Source organism: Tardiphaga sp. 862_B3_N4_1 (assembly GCF_051811085.1).
GTDB lineage: Bacteria > Pseudomonadota > Alphaproteobacteria > Rhizobiales > Xanthobacteraceae > Tardiphaga > Tardiphaga robiniae.
Map to the genome: position 1 here is coordinate 62,151 of NZ_JBPWQB010000002.1, position 14,661 is coordinate 76,811.

The following is a 14,661-nucleotide window of genomic DNA, read 5'->3' on the forward strand; positions in this document are numbered from 1 at the left end:
TTTGCTGACGACGGGGGCGCTCAGACGCGATCCGTTACAGACTTGGCTTCTCGACCGAAATCAGAAGTTTCCGCAGCAGGCGCGTGAGCGTTTGGCGTTCGTTGGCCGTCAGGACCTCGTCGACCGACCGGGACAGCTTGAAGTGCTGGGAAATCGCCTTGTCTACGGAATTTCGCCCCTTGGCCGTAAGTGTGATCCGAGCACCACGGCCATCTTCAGGATCCTGACGCCTGACGATGAAGCCGTCCTGCTCGGCACGCCGCAGCCGCGCGGTGAGCCCGCCCGACGACAGCAGGCACTCCGCATAGAGGTCAGTCGGTCGAACACCGATACTGCTATCGGCCTCGCGGCGGTAAATCGTCAGGAGCAGGTCGAACAATTCCCAATTGAAGCCCTGCTCCTCGAGTGCGGGCTCGATGGCGCTGCGCATATGCACGGACAGCCGGACAATCCGGCCGACGACGTCGAGGTGGCCGGCGTCGAGGTCGGGCCGCCGCCGGCCCCAGCCAGCAATGATCTTGTCAATCGAATCGGTGGTCATGATGATCAGCATATAGGCACGGGGCACCGAATATATGCAAATTCATCTATCTTTCTGCAAAGATATTTTATCTTGACTCAAAGATAGTTTGACCTCACGCTTCGTGACGGGTTGATCGGATGCCCCCTCGCGAGAAGGTCACGAGGTTATCAACGCCCGCCATCGAGGAAATGATCATGACAGCCAAGCCGGCCTTTGCGACCTCGCCATCCAATCCGCACGTCAAGGAAATCCAGACGATGCCGGAGCGGAAGCCGGACATGCCTTATGCGCCAGCGATCCGGGTCGAAGTGCCCTGCGGCATGCTTTTCATTTCCGGAGCAACGCCCTCGCCGCTCTATCACAAGCATCCCCATGTTCTGGAGGAGCACGATCATCCGAATTCGATCGAGGACCAGACCCACCGCGCCATGCAGACGATCCAGTCGATCCTGGATCACGAAGGGCTGACCTGGACCGACATCGTCAAGGTGACGAAGTACCTGACCGACATCCGGGACCAGGACGGTATGGTGAAGGTGATGAAGGAATATTTCGGCGACTGGACGCCGGCCAGCACCACCATCTGCATCAACCAGCTCTCGACCCAGGGCGCCCGTGTCGAGCTCGACATGATCGCCGCCATTCCCGTGCAAAAGTAGACCGGATGTGACCTCCCGCCGGCCCCGGGTCATCGGGCCGAACGAGGCCGACAATGATGCACGGCACTGAAAATCAAAATGAGCAAGGGGACCGCACGCTGCACGCCCCAAAGGGGTCTGCGCCGCGGGCGACCGGAAGCGAAGCCGATGCGCCGCTCCTGCGTCTGGTCGGTATCGACAAATCCTTTCCCGGCGTGCATGCGCTCAAGAACGTGTCGCTCGACGTCTATGCCGGTGAGGTCCATGTCATCCTCGGCCAGAATGGTGCGGGAAAGTCGACGCTGATCAAGACGCTGTACGGCGCCTATGCGGCCGATCGCGGTTATATCGAGATCGAGGGCCGGCGAGTCGCCGTCGCCCGCCCGGCCGATGCCAGCGCGCTTGGTATCGCCGTCATCTTCCAGGAATTCTCGCTGATCCCGTATCTGGACATCGCGCAGAACATCTTTCTCGGTCGCGAAGCCGCATTCAGTCGCTTCGGCCTCGTCGATTCCGCGGCCATGCATGCAGCCGCACGCACCATCCTTGACGATCTCGGCCTCGACTACGACACCCACGCATACGCCGCCGATCTCGGCGTAGCCCAGCAGCAGATGGTGGAGATCGCCAAGGCGCTTTCGCAGAACGCGCGGGTGCTCGTGATGGACGAGCCGACGGCGGCGATCTCCGAGCGTGAATCAGATCGCCTGTTTCAAACCATCGCGCGATTGACGGAGAAGCGCGTCGCCATCGTCTACATCTCCCATCGCATGAAGGAGGTGCAGATGCTCGGCGATCGCATCACCATCCTGCGCGACGGCGCTGTCGTGACCAGCGTGCTGCGCGATCAAAAAAGCCAGGCCGAGATGGTCGGTGCGATGATCGGACGGCCATCCGGATCGCAACTCGCGCGGACGCCGCGCCCGCCCGGCGAGCCTGTCCTGCTCGCCAGGGATGTGAACACGGCCAAACTGTCGGACATCTCCATCGAAATTCTCGCCGGCGAGGTGGTGGGGCTTGCCGGCCTCGTTGGGTCCGGCCGGACCGAAGTGGTCCGCGCCTTGTTCGGCGCGGATCCAATCGCGAGCGGCGAGATCGCTCTGTTCGGATCGCGCGCGCCGGCTACACTGGACAGACGGGTGCGTGCGGGCATGGCCCTGCTCCCGGAAGATCGTAAACGGGAGGGATTGGCGCTGCCACTCGATGTCCGCGACAATGCGACAGTCGCCTCGTTGTGGCGCAGCTTCACCTCCGGCTGGTTCTCACCGGCCAAAGCTGAGCGGGACACACGCGGGCTGATCGCACAGCTCGGCATTGCCGCCCATGGCACGCGCCAGAGCGTCCACACCCTCAGCGGCGGCAATCAGCAGAAGGTCGTGCTGGCCAAATGGCTGGCCGCGGGAGCCAAACTGTTTCTGCTGGACGAACCGACGCGCGGTGTCGATGTCGGCGCCAAGGCAGAGATCTATCGCCTGATCGATCAACTGGTCGATGGCGGGGCCGGTGTCGTCGTCATCAGCTCGGAACTGCCGGAGCTCGTTCAGCTCTGCGACCGCGCCTATGTCATGCGCGACCATCGCATCGTCGGGCATCTCGCCGGCGACCAGCTAACCGAGCGGGCCATCCTCGAACTGGCGGTGCATCAATGAGCGTAACGATCCAGCTGCAGCGCAGGTCCGGCATGGGCCAGTTCCTCAGCGCAATCCCCGGCGCCGGCCTCCTGCTGATCCTGATGCTGGTGCTGTTCACGATCGTCAATCCGAGATTCGTGTCCCAGACCAACCTCATCAATGTCGGCTTGCAGACCTCGCTACTACTGATGCTCGCCCTGCCGATGACGCTCATCATTATGACCGAGGGCCTCGACCTGTCGGCCGGAGCTCTGCTCGGGCTGAGTGGCGTCATCGTCGCTGAAGCGCTTCTCGCAGGCTGGAGCGTGTTCGCTGCCTGCGCGACGGCACTCGCGATCAGCACCGCCTTTGGCGCCCTCAACGGCGTCCTGATCGCCTATCTGACGCTACCCGCTTTCGTCGTCACCCTCGGCACCATGGGGCTGATGCAGGGGATTGCGCTGGTGCTCACCAATGGAGATCCGGTCGGCGGTTTCACGCCTGCCATCGAAACCTTCTATCGCTCCCAGCTTTGGTTCATTCCGACGCCGATCGCGATCGCGGCCGCCCTTTATGCCGTGCTGTGGCTACTGCTCTATCGCACTCGGCTCGGCAACTACGTGATCGCCATCGGCGGCAACAAGGACGCGCTGTGTCTCGCCGGCATTCGCGCCAATCTCGTCCACCTCGCCGTCTATGTGCTCGGCAGCGCGATCATCGGCCTTTCGGCGGTGTTGCTAATCGGACGCACCAATTCAGCGCATCCAACCGTCGGCATCGGCATGGAGTTCGAGGCGATCGCCGCAGTCGTGCTCGGCGGCACCTCCTTCGAAAAAGGACAGGGCTGGCTGTTCGGCGCCGTGCTCGGCGCGCTTGCCATCACCGTGCTGCGCAATGGACTCAACATTCTGTCCATCGACTCGTCGCTGCAGGTCGTGTGCATCGGCATCCTGCTCATCCTCGCGTTGCTGATCGACCAGGCGCGCAAGCAATTTGTGAGGCGTACGGCATGACGATCCCGGCAACGCTCGATATCCGCCCATCGTCCCTGTCGCCCGACGCCGCGGCCCTGCTCGGCCGGTTCGTGCTGATCGCCCTGATCGCCGGCGCATTGACCGCGGCCGATCCGGGATTCGCGTCGGTGAGCAATCTCCTGAACATGCTACGACAGGCGAGCCTGCTGTTTCTCGTCGCGTCCGGCCTCACACTCGTCATCATCGGCGGTGGGCTCGATCTGTCGGTGGGCGCCAATCTGACGCTGTCGGCCTGTCTCGCCGCAGCCGCGATCAAGACCACCGGCAATCCGTGGTACGGCGTCGCGGTCGCCATCGGCGCCGGCACGCTAGTCGGTTACGCTAACGGGCTGATGATCAACCGCTTGCAGCTGCCGCCTTTCCTTGCGACTTTCGGCATGCTGTGGGTGGCGCAGGGCATCGCCTACTGGTTCATGGCCGGGCAGACGATCTACGGCATGCCGATGTCGTTTCGCTATTTCGGCACCGGCTTCTTCCTCGGCGTTCCGCTGCCGATCTGGATCACGCTTGTGGTCTGTCTCGCCTGCAGCATCCTCCTGCACCGCACGACCTTCGGCCGCGAGGCGTATTTCATGGGCGCCAACCAGACCGCCGCGCTGCTGTCCGGCGTCCCGGTCGAGCGTCGTCGGCTGCTGCTCTACGTGCTCAGCGGCTTGACGGCGGGCATCGCGTCTCTCGTCTATCTCGCACGCCTCAATGCCGCCGAGCCCGGAATCGGCGAGCCGTTGCTGCTTCCTGCTATCGCCGCAGTTCTGGTCGGCGGCACATCCTTGTTCGGTGGCAACGGCAACATCGTCGGTACCATGCTTGGCGCCATCCTGCTCACCATCATCGTCAACGGCCTCAATCTGCTGAATGTTGCAGCGACCTGGCATCCCTTCGTCAACGGCGCCGTCGTCCTGGTCGCCATCATTGCGGATCTCGTCATCAGCCGACGCCGATCAGGGAGCGGATAGACCCGGCATCACCAGTTCACCACAGTCTCGTCATTCACAACCAGAGGGGCCATCATGCGAACCACCAGATCTATCCGATGCGTTCTTGCCGCCGTCATTTGCGGCACCCTGTTCAATTCGGCGGTGCGCGCCGATGGCGAAGTGATTGCAGCCTTCACGAAGAACCAAGTGGACCCGCATTTCGAGGGTGTGCGCGCCGGCGTCGCGCAGATGGCGGAGAAAATGCGCGCGACGGTTAAATATTACACGCCGACCAAGCCGAACAATATCACCGAAGGCATGTCGCAGCTCGAAGACGTCGGCGTGACCAAGCCCAATCTGATGCTGTTCATGCCAATCGACGCCAAGGCGCAATTGCCAACGATCAAGCGCCTGATCGAGTCCGGCCTGCCGATCATCAACTACAACGACCGCGGCGGCGACGCGCCGTTCCTGTCTTTCATCGGTCAGGACGATTACAAGCTCGGCTATGACATTGCCAAGACCCTGTTCGACCATCTCGGCGGCAAGGGCAACGTGGTGATCCTCGAAGGCGTCAAGGGTTCCACTACGGGCGACGAACGCAAGCGCGGCTTCGACGCCGCGGCCAAGGACTATCCGAGCATCAAGATACTTGCCTCGCAGCCCACCAACTTCCAGCGCCTGCTCGGCATGCAGACGATGGAAAACCTGATCCAGCAGTTCAGCACCATTGACGGCGTGATCGCCGCTGCCGACGCGTCCGCGCTCGGCGCCATCGAGGCACTCAATGCCGCCGGCCGCAAGAACGTTGCTGTGGTTTCGATCAATGGTGTGCCGGAGGCCGTCGAAGCCGTGAAGGCGGGCAGCCTGCTGGCGATCGCCGAGTTTGACGGCTTCAAGATCGGCTGCGTCGCCACCGCGGTGGGCCTTAACGCCATTCGCGGCCAGAGCGCGCCGAAGCAGGTCACGATTCCGGGCGCGATCATTACCAAGGCGAACTACGCGCCGTGGCTCGTCCCCTACAAGGACCGGACTTGCCCGACGCCGGACGCGTATATCGAGAAGTAGCGCCAACGGGCCTGCAGACGCGTCGCGTGCTGCAGGCCCGCCTTCTTACTTTGTCGCCCCGTCCGTCGACATCGCGATGAGCTTGCCATAACGCTCCGCATCGCCGCGCAATTCGGCCTCGAACGCTTCTGGCGTCGAGCTGGCGATGTCGGCGCCCTGCGCGGCGAACTGCTTGATCAGGGCCGGATCGCTGAGCGCCTCGGCGAGATCGCGTGCGATCTGGCTGACGATGGGTTTCGGCACCGCCGCGGCGGCGAGCATGCCGAACCAGCTATCGTAGGTGAATTCGGGGAGCCCTGCCTCGGCGAAGGTTGGCACATCGGGCAGCTGCGCCATGCGGCTCTTGCCGGTGACTGCCAGTGCGCGCAACTTTCCCGACTGGATCAGGTCGCCACCGACGCCGAAGAAAGTGAAGGCAACCGAGGTGTCGCCGCGCATGATGCTGATCTGGGATTCCGGCAGTCCGCGATGCGGGATCAGCACCATCTTGGTCTGCGTGAGGTGCCTGAACAGTTCGGCGGCGATACCGGTGGAACTACCGACGCCGGCAGAGCTGTAGCTCAGCGAATCCGGCTTGGCCTTTGCCGCAGCGATCAGTTCGGCCAGCGTCTTGAACGGCGCATCCGGCGGCACGATCAGGATGGACGGCGTCGATCCGACGCGGCTGATCGCAGCGAAATCCTTGATCGGATCGAAGTTGAGGTTCTTGTTGACCACGCCGATCACGCTGTGGCCGTTTGAGGTCAGCATGATCTGCGAGCCATCGGTCGGGCCTTTGGCGACACTGCTGACACCGGCGATGCCGGGCCTGTTCTCGACGATGACTTGCTGCTTCCACTTCGCAGCAAGCTTCTCGGCCACCGAACGGGCAAGGATGTCGGTGAGGCTGCCACCCGAAAACGGCACGATAATACGCACGAGCTGGTTCGGATAAGTCTGTGCAATGGCTCCGCTGCCCATCAGCGCCGCAGTCGCGGCGAGGCCAGAGCCGATCATGAAGTGTCGGCGATCCATCATTTTCTCCCTTAAAGAACCAAGTGCCGGGCTTTCAGCCTCTGGCGGTGTTGGGCAGCGGCATTGCAAGCAACACCACCGCCGGTCGTTTCGTCTCGTTGCGCAGCGCGCGCGTCTCGTTGGGCGCGATGCGGCAGGAATCCCAGATGCCGAGAGTGGCGATGCCATCCGGCGTCTCGAAGGTTACTTCGCCTTCGAGGACGACATAGAACTTCTCCTCCGGCGAGGCCGAGGGCGTAATGCCGCCGCCCGGCAGAATCTGGCTCATGCCCAGCCACATCACATCGCCCGGCCCGGCGTCGCGGCCCTGCAGGCGGAACATCCGCATGTCATTGTGGCCAGGGGCTTCGTAACGCGGGGCATCGTTCAGGCGGACGACATGCATGGCTTCACCCGTTCGGCTGAAAAACGAGACGGTCGCGCGAGGAGCCGAGCACGGCGACATAGGCCTCTGCAGCGCGCTCTAGCGGGTAGATCGCGTCCGGCTTGATCGGAAACGGCTTCAACGCGCCGCTGGCGAAACCCGGCACCAATTCACGCAGGATCTCACCGGCTTCCGGCGATGACAACGACAGCGAGTCGACACCAAAGAAGGTGTGCTTGCCGCGATAGAAGGCGAAGATGTCGAACGGCACGGTGGCCTTGGTGGAGGCAATGAAGATCTGACGGCCGAGATGCGCGAGCGATTTCGTGCCGGCGTCGTAATAGGGTTCGCCCACGGTGTTGTAGACGATATCCGCGCCCTTGCCGCCGGTGAGTTCGCGCACCGTCGCGGCGACGTCATTGCGGCTGGAATCGATGACGGTCACCTCGCCATGGGCATAGCCGGCATAAAGCTCGTCCTTGCGGACGACGCCGATCACGCGAGCGCCCTGCCATGACGCGATCTGCGTCGCCGCCTGACCGACCTTGCCGTTCAGGCCGAGGATCAACACCGTCTCGCCGGGTTTCGGCATGCTGCTGCGGCGAAAGCCTTCCTGCGCGGTGACGAAGGGCACGCCGATGCCCGCCGCCTCCGCGAGGCTGATGTTCGCCGGCTTCTCGACCAGCGCGGACGCCTCGACCACCAGATGCGTGGCATGGGTGCCGTCGCGGCCGATGCCGAGTTGGCCGGACGAGCCGAATACTTCCTTGCCGATCAGGTCGGCCGGTCCGTCGATCACGACGCCGGCGAAGTCCCGACCAGGCGTACGCGGAAATACGGCATGCGGCATCAGACCGAGCGTCGCCTTGGCGTCCGACGGATTGATCGCGGCGGCCTTTATCTCAACCAGCGCATCGCCTGGCCTGGCGCAGGCGAGGGTGCGTTGCTCGATGCCGAGCGCCACATTCTCGATGCGATCAGCCTTGGCGGCGACCCGCAGGCATGTTGCGGTGACGCTGGAGGAAGTCTTGGCGGCTGCAGTCATTTCAGTCCTCGAATGCTGTGTTATGCGGCGCCCGGCAAATCGAACAGTGCGCGTGCTTCAGCAGGCGTCGCGATCTGCGCGCCGAGTTCTTCGATGATGCGGCGTGCCTTGTCCACCATCACGGCGTTCGACGGTGCCAGTACGCCGCGGCCGAGCATCACCGCATCTTCCAGACCGGTGCGGGCATGACCGCCGGCGAGCACCGATTGCGCCACCATGGGAAATGTGGAGCGGCCGATGCCAATGGCCGTGAAATGCGCATCCCGCGGCAGCAGACCGCGCGCATAGAGCACCGTTTCCGGCGACGGCTGGAAGCCGTATTTCACGCCCATCACGAAGGAGGTGAGCGCCGGGCCGCTGAGCGTACCGTCGGCGAGGAGATCGTGCAGCAGCGCGATATCGCCGGAATCGAACAGTTCGATCTCGGGTTTCACGCCGGCCTCGCGGATGACCTTGGCCATGCGGCGCACATTGCCGGGCGTGTTGATCACCACCTGCCCGCCGGAATTCATGGTGTTGAGATCGAGCGTGCAGATGTCAGGCTTCAGCGCCGTGATATGGGCAACGCGTTCTTCCGGGTTCATCAGCGTAGTACCGGCGGCGGCGACCTTGGGATCGTCCTGCGAAGGCACGAAACGACCGCCGGGACCGGTGGTGATGTTCAGGATCAGGTTGCGATTGCGCGCGCGAATGCGCGCCACGACGTCCTGATAATATTCGAGCTTCATTGACGGCGCGCCGGTGCCGGGCTCGCGCACATGGATATGCGCGACTGCCGCGCCGGCCTCAGCTGCACCGAGACAGGCGTCGGCGATTTCTTCCGGCGTGATTGGCAGATGGGGGGTCTGGTCCGGCCGCGTCAGATTGCCGGTGACGGCGCAAGTGATGACGATCTTGTCGAGCATCGGGCGCATCAATCTCTCCTTATAACGCTCGGCCGCCGTCAACGACGATCAGCGAGCCGGTGGAATAGGTCAGGTGGGTGGCGCAGGCCGCGATTGCGCGGCCGACATCCTCGGCCGTCGCAACACGCTTGAGCGGAATGGTCCCCGCGACCTTTTCAAGCGCGGCCGCATCACGGCCCGGCACAAAGTCAGTGGCCACCACGCCCGGCGACACCGCCATCACGCGCACTGCCGGCGCTAACGCCCGCGCGAGCGACTTGGTCATGGTGTCGATGCCCGCCTTGATCGCAGCGTAAGCCAGATTGGAGCCGACGCCATTCAGCCCCGCAATCGAGGAAACGTTGACGATGAGCCCGTCGCCGCTCGCCTTGAGCAGCGGCGTGAAAGCGCGGATGGCCGCGAACTGGCCGCGCCAGTTCACCTTGAACATGTCGTCGATGAACTCGTCGGTCAACGCGTCGAGATCGCCGATCGGGATCGGCTTGGTGTAGCCGGCGGTGTTGACGAGAATATCGCAGCGACCGAACGCTCGCTCCACCTCGCCGGCAAGCGCCGTCAGCGTTGCGCTATCTTCAATTACCGCGCGTCTGGCGAGATGGCCTTCGCCCGGAAGGCCGGCCAGCAACGCGTTGGCAGCTGCTTCGCCAGAGCGCCAGGTCACGACGACACGGGCACCTTCGGCTGCCAAAGCTTGCGCGGCTGCGGCGCCGATGCCGCCCGAACCGCCGATCACCACGGCTACCTTGTTAGCGAGAATATCCGACATCGACAGCTCACTTGATGGGAGGATGCGGGAGGACGGCTTCGCCGGGCTCCATGACGAATGTGTAGTTGAGGCTGAACCATTCGCCAGCGACATCCGGCGCTGGCGACGCGCCTTCGCCCTTGCGGAAATCGCCAATCAGCGCACGCGTCACGCCGAATACGACGTCGCTCTCCAGATGCTCGTCGTCATCGACAAAGATCTGCGTGATCAGCGTCTTGAAGCCTGGCTTGAAGGCAAGCACATGCAGATGCGCCGGCCGGAACGGATGCCGGCGCTGCGCGGCCAGCATCTCCCCGGTCGGACCATGGGTCGGCACCGGATAGCCAGCAGGCTTGACCGAGCGGAACGCGAAGCGGCCATTCGCATCGGTCTCAAACACGCCGCGCAAATTCATGTCAGCCTGACCCGCGTCCTGGTTTTCGTACATTCCCGATGGCGAGGCCTGCCAGACATCAACGCTGACACCCGAGAGCGGCGCTCCCAGTGCGTCGGTGATGCGGCAATCGACGAACAGTGGTGCACCGGGCGTCGGCGAACGCAAGATCGAGGCACCATTCTCCACGCGCGGAGCGTTCGCCCGCCAGAACGGCCCGAGCAACGCTGCGGCGGTCTCGCTCGCGCCATCCTGGCCGTTGTTCAACAGGCAGACCAATGTCGAGAGCCCGACTGCATCGCTGAACAACACGCCCTCGTTATGGGTGTCGTTTGTCGCCTGGCCGATGCGGTTCAGGAAATCGATAGCAAACTCGAATTCCGCCTCGGTCAGCCGAACCTCGCGGGCAAATTCGTGCAGATGACGAACGAAAACGGCCATGACCGTGCGCAACCGCTCGTTCGGCGCACCGCTCATCGCGGCAAGCACAACGTCGGTCACATCCTCCTGACGCGTGATGATCATCGACACTCCCTCACATTGCGAATTTTTGGCTGTCCACGCTGCGCAATCGATTGCACATGTAGTGCAATCGATTGCGCAAGTCAACCGCACCAGCTAGTTTGGAGATCGTGGCAGGGATGACGACAATCAAAGACGTGGCGCGCGAGGTGGGAGTGCACCCCTCCACCGTGTCGCGCGCGCTCGACCCTGCCCGCCGCGGACGGATCGGTGAGCCGGTCGTGCGCCGGATTCTGGAAGCAGCGGAGCGGCTGGGTTACCGCCCGGACACGGTGGCCGCGAGTCTGCGCAGCGGCCGTTCGAACATGGTCGGCATCATCGTCCCGGACATCGCGAACCCCGTCTTCTCGCCGATCATCGGCGGCCTCGAAGACGTGCTATCGGCGCGCGGCTACGCGCTGATTGTCGCCGACCCGCAACCGCAACGGACGGGCACCGACGACATCGTTCAACGGCTCGTGGCGCGCCGCGTGGATGGCCTCGTGCTGGCGAATGTCGCGCTCAAGGATAATTCGATCGAGCGTTGTCTGAGTTGGAAAGTCCCTGTCGTGCTTGTCAATCGCGCGGAAGCTGAGGCGCGTGTGCCTTCGGTGGTCTCGGACGATGTGGCCGGCATGCGGCTCGCGGTTGCGCATCTTCTCGAACTTGGACATCGCCACATCCTCCACCTCGCCGGCCCGCAAATGCTATCGACCGGATCGCTTCGCCGCCGCGGTTTCTTGGAGGCAATGCACGAAGCCGGTTTCGCGCCAGCCGACAATGATATTGAAGAGGCTGAAGCATTCACGCGCGAGGCAGGACGCGCTGCCGCACTCAGACTGCTCGCACGACAGCCTGAGGCCACCGCCATCGTCGCAGCCAACGATCTCCTCGCGCTCGGCATCTATGAAGCGTTGCGCGAAACGGGCCGGCGATGTCCGGAAGATCTGTCAGTGATCGGTCACAACGACATGCCGCTGGTGGATCTGGTGGATCCGCCGCTATCCACGATCCGCATCAGCCACCGCGAGATGGGTGAACAAACCGGCCAGCTCCTGCTCGACCTGATCGAAGGTGTCCGCGGCGATGCGCGTTATGTCGTCACAGCGCCCCTGCTCATCGTGCGCCGCTCGACACAGCCACCAAGGATCTCGCGATAAGCCAGCGTTGGATCTGATTAATTGAGCCAGCGTGATTCTGGTTTGCGCCCCTTCGCTTTGAACAAGGGCGGACTCGCATACCGGCAAACGCCCCCGACGTTCCTTATCAATTCGGCCAAATCCAGAAGCGACTACCAAACGATAACAAGCGAGTGATCAGACCGGAGCGAGTTGCATGACAGATCTGACGTCATATGGGATGCATTGAACATTCATGTGCAGTAATTCGGCGCTATAAGCTGGGCGGTTCCCACGCTAGGGAACCCAAGATGCATGATGTTTCTCGCCGCGCTCAACTTATTCTGTTGAAAAACGATCTGCACATCATGCGAGGCCGGGCCCAACGCCTGGATCTAAGCGATGTAGCCTTGTTGATCTCGCAAGCTGTTCAGCTGCTCTCCGATCAGCCGGAAGTTTCTAAATCTGACCAGCCCCGCGCCTAACTGCATTGTTTGTCATCGGTGCGCTCGGTCGCCAGGACAAACATACCGACAGCCGCTGCGGTCACCAAAAACGGCATAATGATAAGGGCCATTGACGCCTCCTTGTCGAAGTTGATCTTCGAACATGGCACAGCATCTCTTATGCGGCTCTTCGCTTCCCTAAAGCGGATGGTGAACAGAATCATACGGAGAGATTTGGTTGAGAAATGCCAAATTCATGAACGATAAAGTATGCGATCCCCGCAACGTCCAGCGCGCCAAATGTCCGCTTTGCGCCAAAAGCGGTAACCCATCACGTCGACTTTGTGTCAGAAGCGGGCATTCGCCAGCAGGGTTCCCCCAAAGCAGAGCAGGCGGACATCTCTTGCACTGTCCGCCTCCTCCAGGGATAGCTTAGACCTCCAGCTTGTCTCCACCCTTCAGATCAAGCATCTCGCGCGCTTCATCCGGGGTCGCGATCTCAAGACCCAAGCCTTCGACGATTTTGCGCGCGAGCGTGACCTGCTCGGCATTCGAGGAGGCCATGCGACCTGGCGCCGCCCACAGCGAGTCTTCCAGACCGACGCGGATATTGCCACCCATGGCCGCGGCCATCGCCGCGATCGGCAGCTGATTGCGACCGGCGCCGAGCACCGACCAGACATACTTGTCGCCGAACAACCGATCCGCCGTGCGCTTCATGTGCAGCACATCTTCGGGATGTGCACCTGTACCGCCCTGCAAACCGAACACCGTCTGGATGAACAGCGGCGGCTTCACCAGCCCCTGTTCGAGGAAGTAGGCGAGATTATAGAGGTGCGCCGTGTCGTAGCATTCGAACTCGAAGCGTGTACCCGTCTCGGCCAGTGTCTTCAGCACATACTCAATGTCCTGGAATGTGTTGCGGAACACAATGTCCTTGTTCTGCAGGTGCTTCAATTCCCAATCATGTTCGAACTTCTTGAAGCGGTTCAGCATCCCGAAGAATCCGAAATTCATTGAGCCCATGTTGAGCGAGGCGACTTCCGGCTTGTAGACCGCGGCAGGCCGTACGCGTTCATCCACCGTCATGGTGGGCGCACCACCGGTAGTCAGGTTGATCACCGCATTGGTGCGCTGCTTGATGATCTTCAGGAATGGCGCAAAGGCTTCGGGACTTTGATCGGGTTGCCCGGTCTTCGGGTTGCGCGCATGCAGATGCACAATGGCGGCGCCGGCTTCCGCCGCATCGACGGCAGCGTCGGCGATTTCTTGCGGCGTTACCGGCAATGCTTTGGACATCGAGGGCGTATGAATCGCGCCCGTCACGGCGCAGGTGATGATGACTTTGCGGCTCATGTCAGTCTCCGTCTTACTGTTAAGAGATGGTGTAGTCAGGATTTGGGACGCTGCGTGGCCTTGTGAGCCGCCAGCGCTGCGAGGCGTTCGTTGCGTTGTTGTGTCAGTGCGGCAATCCGATCGGGCGACGGCTGATGCGGCCAGGCCGCTATCACCCGGTCGACATTCGGGCTTTGATAAACCTCGGGCCCTGCCGATGCAGCGGCCAGCTCCTTGTAGAAACCGGTGTAGCGCGCGCAGTAATCCGGGATGCCGCCGGGCGCATTGAGCTCGATGGTCTCCAGCGGGCCCAGAAACGACCAGCGCAGACCGAGACCGTCCTTCACAGTGTGATCGAGATCCTCCGCGGAGACATAGCCTTCGCCGACCAGACGGAACGCTTCCGCCAGCAAGGCGCCCTGCAGCCGATTGAGGATAAAACCGTTGATCTCGCGGTTGACGGTCACGGGGACCTGCCCAATCTCGCGATAGATCTCACGCGCGCGGTCGATAGTCTCCTGCGAGGTCCAGGATGCGCCGCATAGTTCGACCAGCGGCACCAGATGCGGCGGGTTGACGGGATGACCGACGAGGCAGCGCGCCCGCCCCGGAAGCGCTTCCGTGAAGCGAGAGGCGACGATGGCCGAGGTGGATGATGCGAGCAGTGCATCTGGAGGCGCAAGACGATCCAGCTCGGAAAAGATGGCGATCTTCTGATCGACGTTCTCCGGGCCATTCTCCTGTACGAAGGAAACGTTCTTCACCGCATCGGCCAGACTTTCCGCTATCGAGATGCGCGCGGCGGCGCCGTCGGGGTCATTGGCAAGTCCGTGGCGGGCGAGCGCATGCAGTTCATCGCGAATAAGCCCGGGCGCAGCATCCAGCGTCGGGCGATGCGGATCTGTCAGCCGCACGGTCCATCCAGCGCGCGCGAAAATCGCGGCCCAGGCGCGTCCGATCAAGCCAACGCCGACGATCGCTACATGTCGATTGTTCAGTGTCAT

General features: G+C 62.5%; 16 protein-coding genes. 7 read left to right on the forward strand and 9 right to left on the reverse strand.

Going from position 1 to position 14,661, the window contains the following annotated elements; all coding sequences use genetic code 11:
• Nucleotides 1–34: 34 nt before the first annotated feature.
• Nucleotides 35–541 carry a MarR family winged helix-turn-helix transcriptional regulator gene (locus AB8B02_RS17570; protein WP_439064705.1) on the reverse strand — a complete coding sequence of 169 codons (507 nt, stop codon included), beginning with the start codon at nt 539–541 and terminating at the stop codon, nt 35–37.
• A gap of 176 nt (nt 542–717) precedes the next feature.
• Between AB8B02_RS17570 and AB8B02_RS17575 the strand changes: the two genes are divergently transcribed.
• The 5 genes from AB8B02_RS17575 to AB8B02_RS17595 are packed head-to-tail and all read left to right on the forward strand — an operon-like array spanning nt 718 to nt 5,790.
• Nucleotides 718–1,182: a RidA family protein gene (locus AB8B02_RS17575; protein ID WP_158596893.1), complete on the forward strand. Its 465-nt coding sequence runs from the start codon at nt 718–720 to the stop codon at nt 1,180–1,182.
• Nucleotides 1,183–1,238: 56 nt separating this feature from the next.
• Nucleotides 1,239–2,810, forward strand: a complete 1,572-nt coding sequence (locus AB8B02_RS17580; RefSeq protein WP_439065888.1) for a sugar ABC transporter ATP-binding protein — start codon at nt 1,239–1,241, stop codon at nt 2,808–2,810.
• Entirely contained in the window at nt 2,807–3,784 is a 978-nt protein-coding gene (locus AB8B02_RS17585; RefSeq protein WP_439064706.1) for an ABC transporter permease, read from the forward strand. Before AB8B02_RS17580 ends, AB8B02_RS17585 begins: the two co-directional genes overlap by 4 nt.
• A complete protein-coding gene (locus AB8B02_RS17590; protein WP_439064707.1) occupies nt 3,781–4,761 on the forward strand; it encodes an ABC transporter permease in 981 nt (326 codons plus the stop codon). Before AB8B02_RS17585 ends, AB8B02_RS17590 begins: the two co-directional genes overlap by 4 nt.
• A 54-nt stretch (nt 4,762–4,815) precedes the next feature.
• Nucleotides 4,816–5,790 (forward strand): sugar ABC transporter substrate-binding protein, encoded by a 975-nt coding sequence (locus AB8B02_RS17595; RefSeq protein ID WP_439064708.1) that lies wholly within the window; start codon nt 4,816–4,818, stop codon nt 5,788–5,790.
• Between the two features lie 45 nt (nt 5,791–5,835).
• Here the strand turns inward: AB8B02_RS17595 and AB8B02_RS17600 are convergent, their stop codons facing one another.
• The 6 genes from AB8B02_RS17600 to AB8B02_RS17625 are packed head-to-tail and all read right to left on the reverse strand — an operon-like array spanning nt 5,836 to nt 10,782.
• On the reverse strand, nt 5,836–6,804 hold the full coding sequence (locus AB8B02_RS17600; RefSeq protein ID WP_175366263.1) for a Bug family tripartite tricarboxylate transporter substrate binding protein: 969 nt from the start codon (nt 6,802–6,804) through the stop codon (nt 5,836–5,838).
• 34 nt (nt 6,805–6,838) lie between these two features.
• The gene (locus tag AB8B02_RS17605) at nt 6,839–7,189 is read right to left on the reverse strand and encodes a cupin domain-containing protein (RefSeq protein ID WP_089265520.1); all 351 of its coding nucleotides are present in this window, start codon (nt 7,187–7,189) and stop codon (nt 6,839–6,841) included.
• Nucleotides 7,190–7,193: 4 nt separating this feature from the next.
• Entirely contained in the window at nt 7,194–8,213 is a 1,020-nt protein-coding gene (locus AB8B02_RS17610; protein ID WP_439064709.1) for a quinone oxidoreductase family protein, read from the reverse strand.
• A 20-nt stretch (nt 8,214–8,233) separates the two neighbouring features.
• Nucleotides 8,234–9,118 (reverse strand): 3-keto-5-aminohexanoate cleavage protein, encoded by an 885-nt coding sequence (locus tag AB8B02_RS17615; RefSeq protein ID WP_320447864.1) that lies wholly within the window; start codon nt 9,116–9,118, stop codon nt 8,234–8,236.
• A gap of 19 nt (nt 9,119–9,137) precedes the next feature.
• Nucleotides 9,138–9,884: an SDR family NAD(P)-dependent oxidoreductase gene (locus AB8B02_RS17620; protein WP_089265522.1), complete on the reverse strand. Its 747-nt coding sequence runs from the start codon at nt 9,882–9,884 to the stop codon at nt 9,138–9,140.
• A 7-nt stretch (nt 9,885–9,891) separates the two neighbouring features.
• Nucleotides 9,892–10,782, reverse strand: a complete 891-nt coding sequence (locus AB8B02_RS17625; protein WP_439064710.1) for a dioxygenase — start codon at nt 10,780–10,782, stop codon at nt 9,892–9,894.
• Between the two features lie 71 nt (nt 10,783–10,853).
• On the opposite strand from AB8B02_RS17625, the gene AB8B02_RS17630 reads away from it, so the two are divergent.
• Together AB8B02_RS17630 and AB8B02_RS17635 are read left to right on the forward strand one after the other, a co-directional pair.
• Nucleotides 10,854–11,918 (forward strand): LacI family DNA-binding transcriptional regulator, encoded by a 1,065-nt coding sequence (locus AB8B02_RS17630; RefSeq protein ID WP_439064711.1) that lies wholly within the window; start codon nt 10,854–10,856, stop codon nt 11,916–11,918.
• 269 nt (nt 11,919–12,187) lie between these two features.
• The gene (locus tag AB8B02_RS17635) at nt 12,188–12,361 is read left to right on the forward strand and encodes a hypothetical protein (RefSeq protein WP_158596890.1); all 174 of its coding nucleotides are present in this window, start codon (nt 12,188–12,190) and stop codon (nt 12,359–12,361) included.
• Between the two features lie 393 nt (nt 12,362–12,754).
• Here the strand turns inward: AB8B02_RS17635 and AB8B02_RS17640 are convergent, their stop codons facing one another.
• A complete protein-coding gene (locus AB8B02_RS17640; RefSeq protein WP_068734883.1) occupies nt 12,755–13,678 on the reverse strand; it encodes a 3-keto-5-aminohexanoate cleavage protein in 924 nt (307 codons plus the stop codon).
• 35 nt (nt 13,679–13,713) lie between these two features.
• A complete protein-coding gene (locus AB8B02_RS17645; protein ID WP_175366268.1) occupies nt 13,714–14,661 on the reverse strand; it encodes a 3-hydroxyacyl-CoA dehydrogenase in 948 nt (315 codons plus the stop codon).

What these genes read in the sequence shown, in the direction of transcription:
- AB8B02_RS17620 (WP_089265522.1), bottom strand. Translation starts at nt 9,884, where the DNA reads ATGTCGGATATTCTCGCTAACAAGGTAGCCGTGGTGATCGGCGGTTCG.
- AB8B02_RS17590 (WP_439064707.1), top strand. Translation starts at nt 3,781, where the DNA reads ATGACGATCCCGGCAACGCTCGATATCCGCCCATCGTCCCTGTCGCCC.
- AB8B02_RS17640 (WP_068734883.1), bottom strand. Translation starts at nt 13,678, where the DNA reads ATGAGCCGCAAAGTCATCATCACCTGCGCCGTGACGGGCGCGATTCAT.
- AB8B02_RS17580 (WP_439065888.1), top strand. Translation starts at nt 1,239, where the DNA reads ATGCACGGCACTGAAAATCAAAATGAGCAAGGGGACCGCACGCTGCAC.
- AB8B02_RS17600 (WP_175366263.1), bottom strand. Translation starts at nt 6,804, where the DNA reads ATGGATCGCCGACACTTCATGATCGGCTCTGGCCTCGCCGCGACTGCG.
- AB8B02_RS17585 (WP_439064706.1), top strand. Translation starts at nt 2,807, where the DNA reads ATGAGCGTAACGATCCAGCTGCAGCGCAGGTCCGGCATGGGCCAGTTC.
- AB8B02_RS17595 (WP_439064708.1), top strand. Translation starts at nt 4,816, where the DNA reads ATGCGAACCACCAGATCTATCCGATGCGTTCTTGCCGCCGTCATTTGC.
- AB8B02_RS17575 (WP_158596893.1), top strand. Translation starts at nt 718, where the DNA reads ATGACAGCCAAGCCGGCCTTTGCGACCTCGCCATCCAATCCGCACGTC.
- AB8B02_RS17615 (WP_320447864.1), bottom strand. Translation starts at nt 9,118, where the DNA reads ATGCTCGACAAGATCGTCATCACTTGCGCCGTCACCGGCAATCTGACG.
- AB8B02_RS17610 (WP_439064709.1), bottom strand. Translation starts at nt 8,213, where the DNA reads ATGACTGCAGCCGCCAAGACTTCCTCCAGCGTCACCGCAACATGCCTG.
- AB8B02_RS17645 (WP_175366268.1), bottom strand. Translation starts at nt 14,661, where the DNA reads ATGACACTGAACAATCGACATGTAGCGATCGTCGGCGTTGGCTTGATC.
- AB8B02_RS17605 (WP_089265520.1), bottom strand. Translation starts at nt 7,189, where the DNA reads ATGCATGTCGTCCGCCTGAACGATGCCCCGCGTTACGAAGCCCCTGGC.
- AB8B02_RS17570 (WP_439064705.1), bottom strand. Translation starts at nt 541, where the DNA reads ATGACCACCGATTCGATTGACAAGATCATTGCTGGCTGGGGCCGGCGG.
- AB8B02_RS17635 (WP_158596890.1), top strand. Translation starts at nt 12,188, where the DNA reads ATGCATGATGTTTCTCGCCGCGCTCAACTTATTCTGTTGAAAAACGAT.
- AB8B02_RS17625 (WP_439064710.1), bottom strand. Translation starts at nt 10,782, where the DNA reads ATGATCATCACGCGTCAGGAGGATGTGACCGACGTTGTGCTTGCCGCG.